Consider the following 16,693-nt stretch of genomic DNA (forward strand, 5'->3'; position numbering starts at 1 on the left):
CACGGACGCTAGACCAATCAATTAGACCTGTCAATTGACTATCATCGTTAAATATATTTCGGATAGATATCAGTTTATTTGCTAAATAATTGAGCGATAGTGTGAAATTGTAGCCGAAAACTAAAAAACTTGACCACAGTGCATTGACGTCAAAGCGCGATACAATCTACAGTCAATTTGCAAACAACTGATGGAATGACGCATATATGGAAAACTGGGTCCCGACGCTGAGCGACAATGGAATTCCGCGCTATATGGCTCTGGCGGATGCCATCGCCGAGGATGTGCGTACCGGGCGTCTTTCGATCGGCGAGCGGCTTCCGCCGCAGCGCGAACTTGCCGAGCGGCTGTCATTGCACTTTACGACCGTGGCGCGCGGCTATGTCGAGGCCAACGCCAGAGGTCTGATCGAATCGAAGGTCGGACGGGGGACTTTCGTCAGCAAGCAAACCCGGGGCGAGGATCACATTTTTCCCGACCGGCCCGCCGATCTGTCGATGAACCTGCCGCCTGAGCCGCTGGATCAGGATCTGTCGCGCAAGATGCGTCTGGGCGCGGAACATGTGGTGGCCGATGTTGTATCTTTGCTGCGATATCAGGGCGTCGGCGGGGGCGAGGCCGACAAACAGGCCGCTCTGACATGGCTCAGCCGCAGGTCGATGTCGCCCAAGCAGGATCGTCTTTTGATCGTGCCCGGCGCGCAGGCCGCTCTGGACGGTATCCTGCGGGTGCTGACCAAACCCGGCGAGACTATTTTGTGCGAAGAGATCACCTATCCCGGCATCCGGTCGCTGGCGGCGCAGCATCGCCTGAACCTGACCGGGTTGAAGATGGATCGGGACGGGATCGATCCGCAGGCGTTTCAGGATGCCTGCGAAACCCTTGCGCCAAAAGCCTTGTATCTGAACCCGACGCTGCAGAACCCCACCACACTGACCATCCCACTTGAACGACGCCGCGAGCTGGCCGCCATAGCGCGGCACTATAACGTGCCGATTCTTGAGGATGACGCCTATGGATTCATTCCGGCACGGGGCCAGCAGCCCGCCCCGATTGCCTCGATCGCGCCGGAGATGACCTGGCATATCGCCGGCCTGTCAAAGTGCATTGGTGCCGGGTTGCGGGCAGCTTATGTCCTGGCCCCCGACGTGCGCAAAGCCTGGCCGTTCCTGTCAGCCATCCGCGCCTCGACCGTCATGGCATCGCCGCTGACCGTCGCCATGGCAACCAGATGGATCGAGGACGGAACCGCCACCAGTATGCTGCGCGCCATCCGGAACGAGACCATCGAACGCAACAAGCTGGCCAAAGCGATCCTGCCCGAGGGCACGTTCCGCAGCGACCCGCTGTGTTTCAGCATTTGGCTTGAACTGCCGCAGCCCTGGACGCGGACCGCCTTTGTCGAACATATGCGGTCAAAGAATATCGGGGTCGTGGCCAGTGATGCGTTTGTGGTGGATCGCGCCGCGCCCGAAGCTGTCAGAATGTGTCTGGGAGGCCCCGCAACGCGCGGACAGATAGAGGCCGCACTGGGCTTTGCCGCCCATGCGCTGACGGAATCTCCGGCTTTGACCTCGGCCTTTCTATGAAACCCGACCCGGCCCAGACCCTATTCGCCGCGCAACGCCACCCACACCAGTTCGGCATCGGTGTCGCTGATGTTCTTCCACTTGTGAGGAAGCTCACCGCTAAAATGCAGGGAATCCCCTGCGGACAGACGGTATTCGGTTTTGCCCACCTGAAACTCGACCTCGCCCGACAGCACATGCACAAGCTCTTCGCCCGAGTGGCGCAGAAGCTTGCGGCCGCTGTTGGCCTCGGGTTTCATCACCGCAACCGCTGCAGCCGCGCGAAACTGCTGATAGGGGCCGGTAATCCCCTCAAGATGAAGCCCTTTGTGCGGGGTGAATACGATGCTGCGGTCATCGCCCTTGGTGCACAGAACCGGTTCCGGCAGATCGTCGCTGTCTTCGATAAAGTAATTCACCGAAACGCCCAACGCATTGCTGAGCTTGAGCAACGTGGTGATGGTCGGAACCATGTCGCTGCGCTCGATCTTGTGGATGGCGGGGCCGGACACATCGCTTTTGGCCGAAAGCTGTTGCAGCGACATGCCCTGCTCACTGCGCAGGGCCAGCAGTTTCTGACCCACGCGGCTTACGATCTTTTCTACATCGTTTGTATTCGTGGCTGGGCGCGCCTTGTCGCTCGCCCCGTTCTTTTTGTTTTTCTGCACCCAAATCTCCGAATTCGGTCAACCGTTCTTTTCAGCCGGTCCGGACCGCGGACCGCACGCAATTCCCGTGTTCCAGCCCTGATCGCCGCACCGATCACTATACGTAACATAACCCTCAGTTTCCGAGATACAGCATGACACATGAAACCAAAAGCCCAATCGACCAACTGGACGCCATTGCCGAGACCGTTCGGGCCTATGCGGGGGTCACGGGAAAAAAGGCGATCAACGGGGCCAGTCGCTTTGTCCGGTCGGATGATCCGATTCATGGCCCCGGCGATGACGGGGCCGTGGTCGATATCGACGGTAAGCACGTCATTGGCTGCGGCGAGGCCATCCTGCCCGCCTTTTACCAGATGGACCCCTATGGCGCGGGCGTGGCGGCCGTTCTGGCCAATGTGAACGATGTTGCGGCCATGGGCGGGATACCCAAAGGCATCGTCAATACCGTCGTTGGCCCGAAAGAGACTACGGATATCGCCATGCAGGGCCTTCAGGATGCGGCGGACATGTATGATGTGCCCATCATTGGCGGGCACCTGACGCAGAATGCCGACACCTATGCGCTGTCGGCCTTTGCCATGGGCCATGCTGAAAAGGTCCTGTCCATGGCGCATGTGCAGCCGGGGATGGCGCTGTTGTTTGTGGGTTGCCTGAACGGGCATATGCGCGAGGATTTTCCGTTCTTCACGTCGCTGGACACGCAGGGCCCGACGTTGGCGCGGGATGTGCGCCTGCTGGCGCAGGTTGCAGCATCGGGTGCGGCGCTGGCGGCCAAGGATGTGTCGATGGCCGGGTCGCTGGGATCGCTGGCGATGCTGCTGGAATATTCGCGCTGCGGCGCAGAGCTGGATATGACAAAACATCCGATGCCCGACGGGGTCGACCCGGCGCGGTGGCTGATTTCTTTTCCGACCTATGCGTTCTGGCTGGCGGTCGAGCATGACCGGATCGCGGAATGCGTCGATCTGTTCGAAGCCCATGACCTGGCCTGCGCCCATGTGGGTGACACCACAGCCAGCCCGCAGATCACTCTGAACACGCCCGACAAAAGCCTGACCCTGTTCGATCTGAGCCGTGAAAGCATCACCGGCTTGTGGGATTAACCCCTAGACCGCAGGGCACAGCGGGGTCTGCTGTTGCTGTGCCACCCATTCCATTGCCAGATCCCCCGGCCGCCCCGGCCACTCCAGCGGTGGGGCAGTCGTCAGGTCGAACAGCATGGGCTGATGCGGGATTCCGTATGACAGCGTCTCGGGCCCGTCGCAGGTCCAGCCCAGCCGCAGAAAGAAATTGACGTTGGGCACCTGAACGCTTGCCTCCATCACCAACCCGCCGCGCGCGGCGGCGGTGGCGGTTGCAAAGCGGACGAGATGACCGCCGACCCGCATGCGGTGGCGTTTGCGCACCGCCAGACGATCGCCTTTCCAACGGCCCGCGTCATCCAGCGGATACAGCCGCACCGCCCCCGCGCATTCGCCATGGCGCGCGGCCAGGGCATGGACCACTTGGGGATTGTCGTCGTTTTCATCGACATCGGTCAGGGTCAGAACCCCCTGTTCAACCACAAAAACACGATGACGGATCGCATAATGGGCAGCCAGATCGTCGCCCCGTTGGGCGGCCCATACCGGGATCTGTTCCTCTTGCATGCTGGCCACCTTTCGTTTGACATCCCACAGACACGCGGGATCACCCCATACAAACGTGGCTGCCGGGGTCACGACGGACAGATCCGCCCTGACCCGTGTGGCGACCATATCACAGCGCGGCTGTTCCGTCTACAATAGTAAACAATCGCGGCGTCATTCCCCGTGCTCGCGTATTTGTGTCCGCAAGGCATCCCGCGCTGCAATCAGGTCTTCGACAGTGGAGTAATCCGTCCAGTCCGCGAACCCGGGTTCGGCATCCTCCAACTGGCCGGTGTTGCGATCCAGTCGAACAACGGACAGCGCATACAAGATGCCCGCGCCGGATGGTTCGGGCTGGGTGATTGTCACGATGGCCAGGCCCGAGGCAAGGTCCATCTCGGTGCAGCTATACGGGTCCAGCAACCCGTGCGTCAGATCGCCGGTCTCGCTGAGGGTGGCCCAGCCCTGACCGGCCTTGCGCGCCTCAGTTATCGCGGTTGCAAATTTAGTAACTTGTTTTTCTTCGGTAATTTTTCTTTCCCGCATTGCAAAGGCCGCACCCGATATTTTGCCATGGGGCAGTGAATTCGGATCAAAACCAGCCGCGTGCGCCGCCCTGACATAAAGCGTCTTGGCCTCGGGCCAGGCCGCATGCAATGCCTCGGGCGTTTCGAATTCAACCAGAACATCCGACACGGCCCGGATCGCAGTCACGATTTGTTTGTACTGCTCGGGGTCCATGGCCGACATGGAAAACAGTTGCTGTTCGCATTCGACCCAGAATTGCCTTGGGTGTCCGGTTGCGGAAACGTTCATACGGTTGAACCTCCTGTTCTTGATCCGCCACCCGAGAACAGGACCCGGGCGGCATCACATTTGTCTTGTGTCGGATAGGATACGATGTTAATTATCCGAAAGGCTAATTCACTTTACTACACTCCGAAAACCGACGCCAGTTGTCAGTGCAGTTTCGGCCCGGAAAAGGTGAATAAACGATGGGAGGAACGTCGTGCACAAAACAGCAGTCGTCGCGCTGGGGGGCAATGCCCTGACTCAGGAAGGTCAGGATGGCACCCAGGAGGAACAGTATACCAACGCAATCGCCATGGCCAAATCCGTGCGCTCACTGTTGCGGCAGGGCTGGAAGATTATCATCGTGCATGGCAACGGGCCGCAGGTCGGGAATCTGGCCATCCAGCATGAGGAAGGGGCCAAGCTGGTCCCGGCCCAGCCGCTTTTTGCACTGGGGGCCATGACTCAAGGCGCATTGGGCAGTCTGATTTCACTGGCTCTGCATGAGATCTGCGGCGACGAATGCTCGGGCATCGTTTCGGTCATTACACATGTGGTTGTCGATCCCGATGATCCGGCGTTCGAAAACCCGACCAAGCCCATCGGACCTTTCTTTTCCGAAGCCGACTCCAAGACCTTCGCGGAAAGTCGCGGATGGACGATGGTTCAGGATTCCGGACGCGGTTACCGCCGTGTGGTCCCCTCGCCCGAGCCCCGGGCCACGCTAGAGGCCGCCGCCATCGCCCAACTGACAGAGGCGGGCAATCTTGTTGTCGCTGCGGGCGGCGGCGGTATTCCCGTCATGCAGGAGAACGGCGTGTACAAAGGCGTGGACGCGGTCGTTGACAAGGATTTTGCCGCCGAACGCATTGCCGATGCGGCCAATGCCGACGCTCTGGTGATGGTAACCGGGGTGCCCACGGTGATGCTGGATTTTGGCAAACCGACGCAGCGCGCGGTGGAACATCTGTCGGTGTCCGAGGCCAAACAACACCTTGAAGACGGGCAATTCCCGCCCGGCAGCATGGGCCCCAAGATGGAGGCCGCAATGAAATTCGTAAACGGCGGATCAAACCCTGACCGTCTGGCCGCGATCACCACGCCTGAGCTTGTCTATGGCACACTTTCGGAAACTTCCGGCGGTGTGGTCGATGGCGGAACCGGGACCTGCATCACCGCAGATGCCGTATCGACCGATCGCTCGAACAAGGAAGTCGCCTAATGACCACCAGCCTTATTTCCGTTCACCAAAACGCGTATAAAGACAGCGTCAAGCTTCTGGAGGCAACTCGTGCTCTGCTGAGTGCCGAAGGGTCCCAGTGGGGCTGGGCGTTCATGGCCACCCCCGCAAACATCAAGATTGCGGCTCAGGCCGGAGCATCAGAAGGGTTGGAGAGCGCAGGTGCCAACGATCTAGTTCTGGCCGTGCGGGCAGATGATGAGAGCGCGGCAAAAGCGGCGCTTGAAACCGCGTCGGGCATCCTCTTTGATGCAGCGAGCTCTGCGGATGGCGAAGAAGAAAAGATCGCCCCGGATCTTGCCTCTGCCGTGAAAGAGCAGCCCGAATCCAACTTGGCAATCGTTTCTGTTCCCGGAGCCTATGCTGCGCTCGAAGCTCACAAGGCCCTGACGGCAGGCCTGAACGTTCTTCTGTTCAGCGATAACGTGCCACTCGAAGACGAAGTCGCGCTGAAGAAACGCGCGCAAGAGTTGGGTCTGCTGGTGATGGGCCCTGGCGCGGGTACAGCTATGCTGGGCGGAACCGGTCTGGCCTTTGCAAACCGTGTCAACAAAGGGTCAGTTGGGGTGTTGTCGGCGGCAGGCACCGGCGCGCAAGAGGTCATGAGCCTGCTGGACCGCTGGGGCGTTGGCGTCTCGCATGTGATCGGCCTAGGTGGCCGCGATCTGTCACCAGAAGTCGGCGGGCTGATGGCGCAATCGGCGATCAAAGCCTTGGATGCAGACCCCGAGACCAAAACCATTCTGCTGGTATCCAAGCCGCCATCGAAAGATGTGGCGGAAATGCTGGTCAACCTGCCCAAGAAAGCAATGGTCGCGGCGTATATCGGCCTGCAGGACAAGATTCCGGCAGCCTTACACATCAAGGTGTGTAACACGCTTGAACAGGGGGTACGCGATACCCTGCCTTTCCACGGCGTCAAAGTGCCTGAGATTGTTGGCGACTTGCCTGACCGTTTGGAGAAGATCATTGATGGGCTGGAACCAACGCGTGCCCGCCTGTCTGGCCTCTATAGCGGCGGCACCCTGTGTTACGAAGCCATGACCATCGCGACCCGACGGATCGGGCCAATTCATTCGAACATCCCGCTGGACAAAAGCTGGACCTTGGAAGCGGCACCACCGGATGCTCATATCTTCCTGGATCTTGGCGAAGAAGAATACACCGATGGCCGCCCGCATCCGATGATCGATACCGAAGCCCGAATCGAGTTCATGCGGCAACAAATCGGTGATCCCTCGCTTGCTGCCGTTCTGCTGGATGTGGTGATCGGAGACGGCGCACATGAGGATCCGGCCAGTGTGCTTGCCCCCGTCGCAGGCGAAATCGTCGCCTCTGGTGTGCCGGTCATTACGTATGTTTTGGGTACTGAAAGCGATCCGCAAGGATTTGAAAAACAACGCAAAGCCTTTGAGGATGTCGGTTGTATCGTGACCGAAACCGCCGCACGCGCGGCCTTGGCCGCCTGTGCGTTGGTCAAGCGGGATGCATCGATTGTGGCTGAAGATCTCTCGACGCCATTGCAGACCACAGCAACCGATCATGCCGCCTTTGCCAATCTTGGGGCATCGCACTAAATCATGTTGAAAAACGGTGTGATATGAAACGGTCGTTTCCTCGGGTCGCTCTGACGACCTATTCGATCAAACCTCGTGGCGGGGTTGTCCATACACTGGAACTGGCAGAAGCCCTGCAGCAGGCCGGGGTGGATGTAACGGTCATAGCGATGGGCGAGCCTGACGCAGGCTTCTTTCGCGACCTGTCCGTCCCCTACGAGATTGTCCCGACGCCCGAGTGGCGTGATGCACTGGAAGATCGCGTCTTCAGCTGGATCGACGCGATGGAGGCCGGGCTGGCCGCCATGGGCGACCGGTTCGACATTGTCCACAGTCAGGATTGCATCTCGGCCCGGGCGGCCGCGCGGGTGCGCGATGCGGGGGGCGGGTTCAAGCTGATCCGGACGGTGCATCATGTCGATGACTTCACGACAGAGGCGCTGATCAATTGTCAAATACAGGCGATCCTTGAACCGGACGAAGTTCTGGTGGTTAGCAAGCTGTGGCAGGACATTTTGCGCAAAGACTATGGTGTCGAGGCCAAAATTGTCACCAATGGCGTCCGTGCGGACCGGTTCGCGCAAGAAATCAGCGCGCAGAAACGCTTGGACCTGCGATCGCGTGCCGGTCTGGCGAACGGGTCAGCAGACCGGTTCATGTATCTGACCGTCGGCGGGATCGAGCCGCGCAAAGGCAGCCGCCATCTGATCGACGCGCTGGCCAAACTGAAGGCCGAGCGCGACGACGCACCGGTTCTGGCGGTGATCGGCGGGCATTCTTTCCAGGATTACCGCGCCTACCGCGAGGATGTGCTGGGCTCACTGCCCGATCTGGGGTTGGAACTGGACAAGGATGTGGTCCTGCTGGGCACCATCGATGACGATGAGTTTCCGCAGTGGTTCGCAGCCGCCGATGGCTTTGTGTTCCCGTCGGTCAACGAAGGCTGGGGGCTGGTCATTCTGGAGGCGGCCAGTGCCTCCTTGCCGGTCGTGGCGTCAGATATCGATGTGTTCCACGAATTTCTGAGGCATGATCAGGATGCCATTCTGACCAGAACAGCGGATGTGGACTCGCTGGCATCCGGCATGGCCCGCCTGCTGGATGAACCGCACACCGCCGAACGGCTGGCCACCAACGGCCCTGAATTGGCCGCGCGCTATAGCTGGGCGAATACGGCGCAGCAACATATTTCGGTGTATAGCGGCTAATAACAATTTCACATTTGCCGGATGCTACAACAGAAAATGGCCTGTCGATTTATGCGGCAGGCCATGTGACATTCTAATTTGGTTGAAGAAAAGAACGTCAAACCGCTCTGTGATACAGCCGTTGCGCTACCAGGCCCGATCCGTCCAGTCCGCGCATTGCCTTGGCCGTCGCCAGAACCGCAAGATCAATCAGCGGCTCGATCAGAAGGACCAGCATGTAGCTTGCACCAAAGGCAGTGACAGCAGCAATGTTGGGTGCAGCAAAACCCTGACCAAAGAACGCCCAGAAAGCGACCCAGGCGACAACGCCACCCTGATAAGCCGTCGACAGCGCCAGTGTCTGTTTATAGGTCAGATCAACATAGGCCGTCTCGGGCGCTATGATCCGTTTTGCCATCGCCGACACCGCAAAGAGCGGCACGAGCAACGTGGTCGTGTTCATGAAATACTGCGGCAGGTCGGCCGGGGCGAACAGCGCGCTTTGCGCCAACAAACCCAATGCCAGCCCAACTGCGGCGGGGCCTGCACCCAGTATCAGAAACAAGGTCGATCCAAGTATAAAGTGAACCTCGGACACGCCAACCGGGTATTTCGGAAAGACCTCGAAGAAAACAAAGACCGCAGCAACCGCCAGCACCGATCGGACCACAAAACTGACAGCTCCGTTGTCGCGCATTGTATCTGCGCAGAGTTTCAGTGAATAGGCAGCCGCGCCGGCGGCGGTCGCATAAGACAGCGCCAGTTTCGCACCAACGACGACTCCGGGTTCGATGTGCATGTTCAGTCCTCCGATGTTGGTTGATGGGCCGCCAGGACAGCCGTGCTGTCCCTCGGCCAGGGCGGGGCGGATGGTCATGCCCGCCGCCCCGTCTGACAGATTCAGATGACCGGGATCACAATGTCCAGGTCGAGAAGACCAGCGCACGCTCACGATAGGCCTGAATGTTGGCATCCAGAACGTCCAGCGGGTTAAACGCCTTGACGCCGGGGATCAGGTCATCCTCGCGCATGCCATACAGAGCACCCATCGCAAAGCGGCAGGCATAGACGGTAGCGCCTTCGTCGATCAGGGTCTTGAGCTGGCGGTTATATCCCAGATTGCCCGGGAACGCGTCATTGCCAACAGCCGGATAGCCGCGCGCAGCGGACGCCATCAGAACGCCGGGGCCGTACAGGATGAACGTCAGTTCAAAGCCCTTACGCTGCAGCCGCGTGGCCGTCAGCATGTTCACCAGACCGACCGAGCCTTCAAACGGAACTGTGTGCATGAAGACATAAGCCTTGTCGCCTTCATTTGCCTTGTGATCGGGAAAGATCTTCTCTTCAACGTCAAAGAGAATATCACCTTCCTTCGGCGCGTCGATTTTAACAGTTTGAGGCATTTCAACTCCCTTGTTGCAGTTGTGTTTAGTTTGAATGTCCCGAGAAAGAGCGCCTCTCGTGGAACCTGATCGACCCTACTGCCTGAAACGGAAGTTCTTGCGGGGCCAGTGTTTTTTGTGGCTGCCGGGGATAGCATCCATGAACCATTTCTTCATGCCCCAGGGCATCATATGGTAGATCGGGATGATCAGCTGGCGCCAGAACCTGTCTTTCAGCCCACGCGGTTTGTTGGGCGGGTTCAGGCCCGTGCGGCGGGCCATCTTGTCCTGCGCTTCGCACAGCAGATAATGTTCAGCGTTTTCTCGCAGCCATTGGGAGAACGTCATCGCCTCAGACCTTTCCGTCCAGTTTCATCACCGCATCGGCAGCGGCAATCTGGATGGGTTCGTTCAGCGCCCCGATCGCGGGGGAATACACGTTCTCCATCGTGGCCAGCGCATCAATGGTCAGCCCCGCGCGTGAGGCCACACCCAGAAAATCCGCGCGTTCCTTGACGCCTTCGCCACCCACCATCTGCGCCCCCAAAAGGCCGCGTGTCTTGGGATCGACCAGCAGTTTCACGGTGATCGGACGCACGCCGGGATAATAACGCGCGCGGGTGATACCGGTAGTCTTCCCGCAGACATAGTCCATCCCCACCGCCGTGGCCGAGGTTTCCCCGAAGGAAAAACCGCCGATCATCCATTCGCCCGCCAGCATGCCCCAGGGCACATGGACCGGCTGGTAAATCCGCTCACCTCCGGCGGCGTTCACCCCCGCGACCTTGCCCTGCGCATAGGCATGGCTGCCGGTCAGCCCTTGCAGCGGCAGGTTAGTGACACCGTGCACAATCTCAGCGCAGTCGCCCGCAGCATAGATATTCGGGTCCGAGGTCTGGCCCTTGCTGTCGATCACGATCCCGCCGGTACTGCCGATGTTCAGACCTGCGGCAGTGGCAAGATCGTTGTTGGGAACCTTCGGTGTCCCCAGTATGACGATGTCGGCCTGAACGTCGCCAAAGGTGGTCTCTACATGGGTCACGTTCTTGTCGCCACGGAAGGCGGTCACGCGCTCGCCCCAGCGCATATCGACGCCAGCGTCCTCCCAATCCTTGCGGACCGGTTCGATGATGTCGGGGTCCACCACATCGGCCATCGGCCACGGGTTCGGATCGACCAGCGTGGTCTTGATGCCGCGATGCACCATGGCCGAGACCATTTCAACGGCGATGGGGCCTGCCTCGACCACCACGGCGGTTTTGACATTGTCCAGAAACTTGTCCCAATCCATCGCGCTGCGGATGTTCTTGACCCGGTAGATGCCGCCAAGGTCCTGCCCCGGAATGTCCAGCTCCTTGTAGCGCCAGCCCGAACACAGGATCAGTTTATCGTATGAAATATCGCCCTCACCGGCGACATTGATCTTTTTGTTGGCCCGATCGATCGCGTTCACCGTGGTTTCATAGTGAACGTCGATCCCCTGCTCCATGTACTGTTCCTTGGTTGCAAGGAACAGGCGGTCAAACGAGTCGATCTCTTTGCCGTGAACAAATGGAATGCCGCAGGGGCTATAGGCAACATCTTCGAACTGAGTGTAGACGATGGTCTCTGCCTTGGGGTCCGTTCCCTTGGCCGCTCCGGCCGCACCGAGCCCACCCGGCCCGCCCCCGATCATCACAATTTTCACGGACATCTCCCTTGCCGAACGGTTAACCATCAGAACGTTGTGTGTCGTATCGTAGAAAGCCATAAACTATCCGTCAAGCTTTCTGTTTCCTTTCCGTTTCGCCTGCCCCGCCCGGGGTCGGAAGGCAGAGGATCGCCACTTGCCGCCTTGCCCCGAACGCGTCACCCGCGCGGGACTCGGTGCCATTCTCTGGCAGACAGAGCGTTTGGTCCTTATTTTATTAACAACAACAGCACCACTTCTGATCCAGTGGCGCGCATCAGAGTCGTCCGGAAACGGCCGACCAGCCCCAAGAGGGACGCTCGAACGTCTAAATTTTAGGCCAAAGCCGCAGGGCGCTCACGAAAACGTGGTCAGATTTATATTAACCATCGTTAATGACACGCGCCGCGCGATCCAGCAATGCTGCTTCGGCCTCCGAGAATCGCCCGAGCGCGGCTTCGGCCTGCTGCTTCAACGTCATGGCAGCGTCGATGTTGCGTTCGGCCATGCCAAGCACGACGTCCGGCGCGGCCCCACCCGGAGCGGTTCTGGTCGCCACGATGTTACGTGGGTCCAGCGCCTTTTTGAGTGTCTCTGCATCGGGCTTCAACGGAATTCCGGCAATGGTTTGCGCCGCATCCGCAATGATTTCGGGCGTGATATCAACCCCGCGCAAACCCGCGCGGCTGGCCACCTTCACGGCTTCGCCCACGATCCGATAGGCCATGCGATAATCCAGTTGATGCGTCAGCATGATATGTTCGGCCAGATCGGTCGCCTGACAAAAGCTGTTTTCCAACAGCGTCCACATGCGCTCGCGATTGACGGTCAGGGTGCCGACAACACCGGTCATCAGATCGCTGATCTTGGCCGAGAAATCCAGCGCGCGGGGCACTTCACCATAGGCGAAGATCAGGTTGTCACTGCGGGCCGAGGGGCTTTTGACAACGGCCAAAAACCCGCTGAGCCGCCCGATCAGAACCCCGCCCCCGCCGCGTACGATGGACAGCGAATACGGGTTGCGCTTTTGCGGCATCAGGACCGAGGATCGCGTGTAAGGCCCCGCCAGATCGACATAGTCGAATTCCTGACTGGACCAGATCTCAAGGTCTTCGGCCAGTTTCGACTGGTTCGACAGTGCGCTGACGGCCGACGAGAGCACATCGATAAAGGTATCGGTCTGCCACATCGCATCGCGCGTATGATCGATGACGCCGTCAAACCCCATCAACTCGGCGATATACGTCCGGTCATCCAGCAATTGCGTTCCGTTCACGCACCCGGCCCCACCCGGGCTCTGGTTGATCTGCGAGAGGCAGGTCAGCATCCGTTCGGCATCGCGCAAGGCCGGAGGCGCAAAGGCCAGCAGATAATGCCCGAAGGTCGAGGGTTGGGCCTGTTGCAGATAGGTCTGATCGGCCATCAGAACGTCGCGGTGATCGCGGGCAAATGTGGCCGTGGTTTCCGCAAAGGTACTGACCGAGCGGATCAGTTCCGCCGTCAGACGCCGGACCTCGACCCGAAACGCGACCCGAGCAGCCTCGCGCCGCGGTCGCCCGGCATGTAGCCAGCCCGCAGCGTCCCCGATCAGCGACACGAAATGGCGTTCGCGCGAATTATAGGGCTCGCCATAGGCTGCGTTGTAGGGAAAGTCCTCGACAGGGGTTTCATGCGCCTCAAGCAGCACCCGCAACAGCTGTTTGGCGGCGTCATCAGGGATGATGCGACGGTGCATCAGGTCCAGCACATGCCCCAAATCCGCGATGTTCAGCCCGTGGTGCAGAACCGGCGCATCGGCGATTTCCCAGGCAAAACCCGCGTCAATCAGCTCTTGCGCGGGCCCGGACGAGGATGGCCCCGCCAGACGCTGCGATACCGGTGTTGATTCATCGACGGACATGGGCGATCTCCTGTAGGCATGATTGGGCGTGGCGGATCAATAAGCGGTCGCGCTTTCGCTGCTGCGACGCGCATTGGCACGGGCCAGAACCCGATTGACCATCTGGGCCGACGCACCGGTATCGATGTCGGGGTCCGTGACCATTTCGAACCCTTCGATCAGCTCCGACAGCGCCTCGGGAATGGTGACACCCTGTTCACGCACCTTCCGGTAGGCCTCCTGCAAGGCGGCTTGCGCCTTGTGCTTGCCCAGCTTTTCCGACAGCGCCGACAGCACGCCTTCCGAGGCGGATTCCTGCAGCAGGTTGCGGCGCATGGCATCGGCGTTCACCTCAAGCCCGTCAACCAGATCTCGCGTCATCGCCGCTGCGGCAAGGCTGTATTGGCACAATTCCGGGAATACGGCCCATTCGACCTTCCACGCGCGGGCATCGCGTTCGTTTTCCTGCAGCATGGTCTCGGTCATCACACCAGCATTGGCGCGCACCAGCTTTGACAGCGCCACGATCTGCTCGCTGGATTCAGGATTGCGCTTGTGCGGCATGGTGATGCTGCCGACCGTATTGGGGTTGGTGCGTTCGGCCAGTTCACTGATTTCCTTGCGCTGCAGAGTAAAGGTCTCGTTGGCGATTTTGGCCAGCGTGGCGGTGATCATCGCCAGCAGTTGGGCAAACTCACAATACCGGTCGCGCGCATTGATCCAGCTGATATCAGGCTCTTTCAAGTCCAACTCGGCGCAGAATGTCGCCCGCAGCGGCAACGCCTTGTCGCGAAAAAACCCAAGCGAGCCCACTGCGCCCCCAAGCTGGCCCACAAACAGACGGTCTTGCGCCTGTTGCAACCGCTGCAGGTGGCGCCCCAGTTCATCGGCCCAGACGGCGGCCTTCAACCCGAAGGTGATGGGCGATCCCGGCTGGCCGTGGGTACGCCCAACCATCGGCGTTTCGCGGTGCTGCTCCGCCAGCGCCAGCAGCAGACCTTCGGTCTGCCACAGGTCGCGCCAGATCAGGCGGGCCACCGCCTGCATTTCCAGCACTTGCGACGTATCGGTGATATCCTGCACCGTGGTGCCGTAATAGACGTATTCCTGCGCCGCGTCCGGCAGCAGGTCGCGCAGAACATGGATCATGCCCAGCGTCGAATGTGAGGTCGCACGGGTCTGCTGCGCGATGGCGTCAATCGGCAAATCGGTCTGCGCCAGCCCTTCGATTGCCGGCAGCACCGAGCCGGGGATGATGTCACACGCCGCCTGCGCACGGGCCAGAGCGAGGATCACCTCCAGCCATCTGCCGACACGGGCGGTTTCGTCAAAGATCGCGCGGCCCTCGGCAGTCGTCCACTGATGGCCGAAGACCTGAGAATCTATCATATGTGCGACCATGCGACCCCCGTCTTTTCGATAACCATTTCGATGGCCGCGCGGACCTCGTCCAGTGACGCCCCCCAAGGCACAAAGACCGCATCGCCGCGGTCTTCGATTCCTTCCTGCAACAGGCAGCACCGCGTAAGGATCGGCCCGTCGGATTGGGCAAGCTGAGGCAGAAACTTTCGCGGGCAGGTATCCACAAGATCAGGCGGTTTCTTGTAGAACCAGTTGTGGATCTGGTCCGAGCGTTCGCACCCCAGCAGCACCCAATCCTGCTGGGCAGGACGCTCATCCAGATAAGACACTGAGGTCTCTTCGATGTCGATGCCCGAGCCCCGGCACGGCACCAAGAGCCGTTCGGGCACCGGTGTGCGCTCGGCTGCAAGCACATCGCGGCTGTCGGTCAGCACTGGAACCACAACAATCGGCGGCAGGGTTTCTGCCCCGTCCAGGACTCGCGTGACCTGATCGACCAGCTTTGACGGGAACGGCGGCACGATATCCAGAACCTGCAGGCGGATCGGATCGGGGTTCAGGATGAAACTGACATGGGAATACCGCCCTTCGATCACGACGCATGTTTTCTGCGGATGATCTTCTGCCACGGCGGCCAGATGCGAGGGGACACCGGCATCGGCCCAGTCCGCATGGACATAGACACAATCCGCCGGACCGGCCAGCATCCGAACCGAGGTGATTGGTGAAAACAGGTCGGTATCGTTGTCCCGCGCGACTTCCAGCAAACAGGTTTCGGACCCATGCCGGGCCACGATGAACCGCGTGCGCATATAGGCTTCGCGCCCGGTGAAATGGGCGATCAGCCCGTCGGGATCAAGGCTGGGCAGATCGGTGGCCAGAGCAACTGTTCGGTATCGGTTGGGCACAACATTGCGGGTCGCGGCATCAAAGTCGAACATCCGAGCGGGCCTTTTGCACGTGTTCCGTCTTCATGGTGTCCGCGCGAAGACCAAGCCGCAGAGTCTCAAGCCCCAGCACCTCGTCCAGTTGAATATTCCCCAGATTCACTTCGGATCCGAAATGCTTGATCAGCAAAACTTGCTGATCACGGCGCGGGGCCTCAAAGATCAATTTGCTGGCGTAGTCACTGTTCATCAGCGCCTCGATAAGAGTACAGCGAACGCTGCCATCGGACTGGTACAGGCCGACCGTGCCGCTTTCGCGCCCCTCGGCCACGATCCAGCTTGCCCCGGCCGCCAGATCGCCTTCGATCTCGGCGATCCAGTCCTCGGGCTCTGCTGTCTGGTTCGGGTCCTTGCTGCCGACTTCGGCCAGAACCTCAAACCCGGCATCACGGGCCCGGGCAATCAGCTCCTGTTTTTCCGCGACAGGAATTTCTGACGCGCCGTCCGATATCTCGACACAGTCAAAACCCACCTCGGATGCGAAGTTCAGCATGGGACCCACCTGATCCTGCAGGCGCGAAATCTCCATCAGCGTGCCGCCGGTGCAGGTCTTGATTCCCGCGTCCCTCAATTCAGCGACCTTGGTGCGGACATTGGGATCAATATACGAGATGCCCCAGCCGAATTTCCAGATGTCGATCAGGCCCGCAGCCTGCTGAATGACGTCGCGCGTATGGGATACCGTGCATCCCTTGTCCAATACATGCGTCAGCCCCGCGGCTCTGGGTTTGGGCCTGCGGGGCGCAAGGTCAAGAAAGCGCGGGCGGGGATCGGCAAGCATGTCTTGAAATCCTCTTGAAACGGGCTGACGT

The 16,693-nt window shown here is 59.9% G+C and carries 16 protein-coding genes; 5 read left to right on the plus strand and 11 right to left on the minus strand.

Going from position 1 to position 16,693, the window contains the following annotated elements; all coding sequences use genetic code 11:
- Window positions 1-206: 206 nt before the first annotated feature.
- Window positions 207-1,589 (plus strand): aminotransferase-like domain-containing protein, encoded by a 1,383-nt coding sequence (locus ACRZ9X_RS16720; protein WP_480520894.1) that lies wholly within the window; start codon window positions 207-209, stop codon window positions 1,587-1,589.
- A gap of 20 nt (window positions 1,590-1,609) precedes the next feature.
- Here the strand turns inward: ACRZ9X_RS16720 and ACRZ9X_RS16725 are convergent, their stop codons facing one another.
- Window positions 1,610-2,236, minus strand: a complete 627-nt coding sequence (locus ACRZ9X_RS16725; protein WP_480520896.1) for a helix-turn-helix domain-containing protein — start codon at window positions 2,234-2,236, stop codon at window positions 1,610-1,612.
- A 134-nt stretch (window positions 2,237-2,370) separates the two neighbouring features.
- On the opposite strand from ACRZ9X_RS16725, the gene ACRZ9X_RS16730 reads away from it, so the two are divergent.
- Window positions 2,371-3,342, plus strand: coding sequence for an AIR synthase related protein (locus tag ACRZ9X_RS16730; RefSeq protein ID WP_480520898.1), 972 nt, complete (start codon window positions 2,371-2,373; stop codon window positions 3,340-3,342).
- A gap of 3 nt (window positions 3,343-3,345) precedes the next feature.
- On the opposite strand, the gene ACRZ9X_RS16735 is transcribed toward ACRZ9X_RS16730, so the two are convergent.
- The gene (locus ACRZ9X_RS16735; protein ID WP_480520900.1) at window positions 3,346-3,888 is read right to left on the minus strand and encodes an MSMEG_0567/Sll0786 family nitrogen starvation N-acetyltransferase; all 543 of its coding nucleotides are present in this window, start codon (window positions 3,886-3,888) and stop codon (window positions 3,346-3,348) included.
- Between the two features lie 153 nt (window positions 3,889-4,041).
- Window positions 4,042-4,683, minus strand: a complete 642-nt coding sequence (locus ACRZ9X_RS16740; protein ID WP_480520902.1) for a hypothetical protein — start codon at window positions 4,681-4,683, stop codon at window positions 4,042-4,044.
- Between the two features lie 193 nt (window positions 4,684-4,876).
- Here ACRZ9X_RS16740 and ACRZ9X_RS16745 point away from each other — a divergent pair, with 193 nt between their 5' ends.
- Genes ACRZ9X_RS16745 through ACRZ9X_RS16755 form a run of 3 tightly spaced genes read left to right on the plus strand, consistent with a single transcriptional unit; the run spans window position 4,877 to window position 8,663 of the window.
- Window positions 4,877-5,881, plus strand: a complete 1,005-nt coding sequence (locus ACRZ9X_RS16745; RefSeq protein ID WP_480520904.1) for a carbamate kinase — start codon at window positions 4,877-4,879, stop codon at window positions 5,879-5,881.
- On the plus strand, window positions 5,881-7,476 hold the full coding sequence (locus ACRZ9X_RS16750; RefSeq protein ID WP_480520906.1) for an acyl-CoA synthetase FdrA: 1,596 nt from the start codon (window positions 5,881-5,883) through the stop codon (window positions 7,474-7,476). The genes ACRZ9X_RS16745 and ACRZ9X_RS16750 overlap by 1 nt, the downstream gene beginning before the upstream one ends.
- Before the next feature lie 23 nt (window positions 7,477-7,499).
- Window positions 7,500-8,663, plus strand: a complete 1,164-nt coding sequence (locus ACRZ9X_RS16755; protein ID WP_480520908.1) for an MSMEG_0565 family glycosyltransferase — start codon at window positions 7,500-7,502, stop codon at window positions 8,661-8,663.
- Between the two features lie 97 nt (window positions 8,664-8,760).
- Here ACRZ9X_RS16755 and ACRZ9X_RS16760 read toward each other — a convergent pair whose 3' ends face one another.
- The 8 genes from ACRZ9X_RS16760 to ACRZ9X_RS16795 form a co-directional block, all read right to left on the minus strand.
- Entirely contained in the window at window positions 8,761-9,441 is a 681-nt protein-coding gene (locus tag ACRZ9X_RS16760) for an energy-coupling factor ABC transporter permease (protein ID WP_480520992.1), read from the minus strand.
- 115 nt (window positions 9,442-9,556) lie between these two features.
- Entirely contained in the window at window positions 9,557-10,045 is a 489-nt protein-coding gene (locus tag ACRZ9X_RS16765) for an MSMEG_0572/Sll0783 family nitrogen starvation response protein (protein ID WP_480520909.1), read from the minus strand.
- 75 nt (window positions 10,046-10,120) lie between these two features.
- On the minus strand, window positions 10,121-10,372 hold the full coding sequence (locus tag ACRZ9X_RS16770) for a hypothetical protein (RefSeq protein WP_480520911.1): 252 nt from the start codon (window positions 10,370-10,372) through the stop codon (window positions 10,121-10,123).
- A 4-nt stretch (window positions 10,373-10,376) separates the two neighbouring features.
- Window positions 10,377-11,711, minus strand: a complete 1,335-nt coding sequence (locus ACRZ9X_RS16775; protein WP_480520913.1) for an FAD-dependent oxidoreductase — start codon at window positions 11,709-11,711, stop codon at window positions 10,377-10,379.
- Window positions 11,712-12,075: 364 nt separating this feature from the next.
- The gene (locus ACRZ9X_RS16780; RefSeq protein WP_480520915.1) at window positions 12,076-13,593 is read right to left on the minus strand and encodes a lyase family protein; all 1,518 of its coding nucleotides are present in this window, start codon (window positions 13,591-13,593) and stop codon (window positions 12,076-12,078) included.
- 36 nt (window positions 13,594-13,629) lie between these two features.
- Window positions 13,630-14,973 carry a class-II fumarase/aspartase family protein gene (locus tag ACRZ9X_RS16785; RefSeq protein WP_480520917.1) on the minus strand — a complete coding sequence of 448 codons (1,344 nt, stop codon included), beginning with the start codon at window positions 14,971-14,973 and terminating at the stop codon, window positions 13,630-13,632.
- Window positions 14,958-15,875 carry an XcbA family protein gene (locus tag ACRZ9X_RS16790; protein WP_480520919.1) on the minus strand — a complete coding sequence of 306 codons (918 nt, stop codon included), beginning with the start codon at window positions 15,873-15,875 and terminating at the stop codon, window positions 14,958-14,960. Before ACRZ9X_RS16790 ends, ACRZ9X_RS16785 begins: the two co-directional genes overlap by 16 nt.
- A complete protein-coding gene (locus ACRZ9X_RS16795; protein ID WP_480520921.1) occupies window positions 15,862-16,662 on the minus strand; it encodes a phosphosulfolactate synthase in 801 nt (266 codons plus the stop codon). Before ACRZ9X_RS16795 ends, ACRZ9X_RS16790 begins: the two co-directional genes overlap by 14 nt.
- Window positions 16,663-16,693 lie beyond the last annotated feature (31 nt).

It is taken from the genome of Ruegeria sp. AL1 (assembly GCF_056540905.1).